This is a genomic window from Methanospirillum sp., from assembly GCF_028679455.1.
GTDB lineage: Archaea > Halobacteriota > Methanomicrobia > Methanomicrobiales > Methanospirillaceae > Methanospirillum.
Window position 1 is genome coordinate 1 of the sequence record NZ_JAJRBM010000206.1, and the last position, 3,083, is coordinate 3,083.

Annotated in this window: 5 protein-coding genes; all 5 read right to left on the reverse strand. The window is 50.1% G+C overall.

The window, feature by feature from the left end; translation table 11 throughout:
* Window positions 1–76: 76 nt before the first annotated feature.
* Entirely contained in the window at window positions 77–412 is a 336-nt protein-coding gene (locus LUQ50_RS06825; RefSeq protein ID WP_300038134.1) for a hypothetical protein, read from the reverse strand.
* 232 nt (window positions 413–644) lie between these two features.
* Window positions 645–986 carry a hypothetical protein gene (locus tag LUQ50_RS06830; protein ID WP_300038137.1) on the reverse strand — a complete coding sequence of 114 codons (342 nt, stop codon included), beginning with the start codon at window positions 984–986 and terminating at the stop codon, window positions 645–647.
* Complete coding sequence (locus LUQ50_RS06835) at window positions 983–1,567, reverse strand: hypothetical protein (protein ID WP_300038140.1); 585 nt, start codon at window positions 1,565–1,567, stop codon at window positions 983–985. Before LUQ50_RS06835 ends, LUQ50_RS06830 begins: the two co-directional genes overlap by 4 nt.
* Window positions 1,564–2,823, reverse strand: a complete 1,260-nt coding sequence (locus LUQ50_RS06840; RefSeq protein WP_300038143.1) for an AAA family ATPase — start codon at window positions 2,821–2,823, stop codon at window positions 1,564–1,566. The genes LUQ50_RS06835 and LUQ50_RS06840 overlap by 4 nt, the downstream gene beginning before the upstream one ends.
* The coding region (locus LUQ50_RS06845; RefSeq protein ID WP_300038146.1) for a hypothetical protein at window positions 2,820–3,083 on the reverse strand (264 nt) is incomplete at its 5' end. The genes LUQ50_RS06845 and LUQ50_RS06840, both read right to left, overlap by 4 nt.

Genomic DNA, 3,083 nt, shown 5'->3' on the forward strand with positions numbered 1-3,083 from the left:
ACCACCCTGAACCCGTCTCCATCGAGGATTCCGCAGATGCTTCTGAAACACTCATAGGTGCGTATGCTCAGTCCCATCAGGCATCACCCCCCTTGAGGTCACTGGCATATCCGAGTAAGTCCTGGTAGATGTCTGCCTCGTGCTCGGTCATCAGGTTGGTGTCCCCTGCCTGGTCGTATGCCAGAGTCCAGATTAGTTCAGCCCGGCGCTGCTGGAAGTCGTCAAGGTTGGTGATGAGATTCTCTGCTTCGATGTGGTCATCAGTACCGGGAAGGGGTTTTGATGCTTTGATGAGTTTAAGTCGGTCTTCGGCCTTTACTATCCAGGATTCAAACTGTTGAGGGGGGAGGAGGTCAAATGCCTCGATCTGTTCCCTGCGAATGTTACAGAGGTGTTCAGTGAGTTGGCTCAATATGTCACCCCCGAAGATCCAGTCGTTGAAGGCATCCGTATGGTTGCATCGAAGTACCGGATTAGACAATCCGGGCAACACTCCGAGGTACTGAGGTCGGCTGCATGTTTTGCGTCTCCGAAAAAGGTTAGGTGGCCACAGTGTCCGATGAGCCAACAATCAACCCAGTGATATTTTCCGTCCTTCCCGAGATACCACCGATTATCCCGGGTAAGGACGTTCCATGAGTGACTCACGCTGTCACCCCCTGGCTGAACCCCTGCCAGCAGTCCGGAACTCGTTCATAGATCCTGGCCCACTTGAAGGCCCCATTCCAGACCTTTTCGAACTGGTCACACCACACAAAATAGGCCAGCCCATGCAGGTTGACAATGATCCGATCATAGCAGCCGGGACGGGTACTCAGAACGATGGTGCCGACCTTTTCCTGATGTGAGTAGATCGGTTTCTCCTGACCGGTAAGGATCCGGGGGATGTCAACCCCGCGGACCCGGGCCATTGTGCCATCGACGGTGAAGAAGAGATCATCGCCGTCAGGAAGTTTGCGGAGGAGTCCGGCGTTGCGGAGAGTCATTGGACTGCCTCCAGGTTTTCAAACAGGCTGTCATTATCACCATGCCATGCATATCCGGAGGTTCTGATTCCATTTCCCTGAAGATGAAACTCTTCTCCATCCCATTCAAAGTAGTATCCTAAACACTTGCAGAAAGAATCCATTCGACGATAGAGGTCATCCCATATTTTTCCATATTTAAGCGCTATCTTATACGCAATATCAGGATAGTCTCCATTTTCTTCTTCCTCTTCTGTTTTAGGTAGATCTGTATCAGCTAGTTCTCCGGTAGTATCTGTGAGAATGAATTTTTTCTGACCGTCAATTACCAGATCAATTTGAATATAGTCATCCTCAACTTCGATGCGTGAGAGGGAGTATTTTGTCTTGAATTTTTCTTCTCTTTTACGCAATATATCGTTCAATTCATCCCACATCTTACCGATCGCGTTGAAATGGGAGAGGAAAATCAATCGATTAATATCAGATAGAGGGATTTCACTCTCATCCTTGAAGAAATCTTCATGAAAATACCATTGATCTTCTTTGCGAAGTTCTTGAAATGCTGGGATTGTTCCGGGGAAATGAGGGTGATGATTCATGCGATCACCTGCTGACCGGATACAGCCTTCACAGTGCCATCTTCGATGATTACCCCGACCTGCCCGGATTCATCGACCCTCTCCATCCAGATCTGCATATCGGCATCTTTCGCCATCTGCTCGACCATCCGGAGGCTGTCAGAGTCCAGAGCGTTACCATCCCGGATGAGCAGGACCCGGAGTTCTGGGTTAAGAGCGATACCCATCGCCAGGCTGACACGAATCTGTTCAGCGGTAGACGCCTGTGCAAAAGGAACTCCGTTCAGCAGGATGCCAGTTTCATCGAATGATAATCCAGGGACCGGGAACTTTGCTGCAGCTAGGGCGTCTCGTTTGTCCTGGTCGATATCGCCGATTGCTTCGGTGATGGTATTGACTTGTTTCTCTGCCTGCTGCAGTCGTTCGAGGGTTTTGGTCTTCTGCTGTTTCAGTCTTACAGAACGATTTATCTCTTCAATATTTCTCAACTGGTCTTGCAACGGCTCCAGCGGTTCTGGATCAATCTGATCCAATTCCGAGAAGAGACCCTCCTGTTCTTTTGCAAGTTGTTGGAGTCTGTCTTGAAGTTCCTGGATCTTTGAGTGGATTTCGGATGCTTCGCAGGACATCTTACCGAGATGAATCCCTATGTCTTTCTTCCGGTCAGACAGTCGTGTCGACTCCTGAAGCCTTTGAATCAGGTTGCCCGCAGAAATCTCCTCGTCTGGCGTGTCATTCGGGACGGCGGGGGTCTCCCGGATCTGTTGATATAGTCCGCTTACCTGTGCTTGTGCCTGGTTCTTCTGCTGCAGGAGGTCAGAACGTTCTTTCTCGAACTCAGAGAAGTCGATCTTGAGCAGATTCATCAGGGTCGTTCTCTGGTCACGTGGTTGCATCCTGACGAATTCAAGGGGGTCAAACCCGATTTCACTGACGAGTTTATCGAGAACTGACTGAGGGGATGGATACTTCGCACCTTCCCGGGTGGTCACAGTCAGCGAAGTCTTCTCACCCTTCCAGGTCCTGGTTACGATCAAATCTCCAAGGTCTATCCTGACTTGTGCTGACTCCTGCCCTCTCCGGACTGGTTCGGGAATGGATCCGGCTGCAGCCCTCCAACAGAGGACCGCCCAGATTGCGTTGATAATCGAGGTCTTACCTTCTGCGTTCTTTCCGGTGATCTGGATGACCGGATCACCGTTCGGGTGGATGGAGACTGCAGAGACCCGCATGAAGTTCTCAACCTGCAGGCCGAGGATGTGATAGGAGGGAGTCATGAGTCAAACCCCTTTGAGTTAACAAACCGATAGCACTCTTCAATAGTTACCGGGAACCCGCAATGATCTGAGAGGACTTTTACTGCCTTTTGCCAGGCAAGGATCTGATCACCATGAGGATCAAGGTTTGGAAGTTTCTGATACCACCCATTCTGATCTGCGAAGTATCGATTGGCCTCTGCAGTGAACGCCTCAATACGTTCCTGCATATATTTACGAGCTGTATCTTCTGCTGATTCTTGTTCTTGTATCAGAGTTCT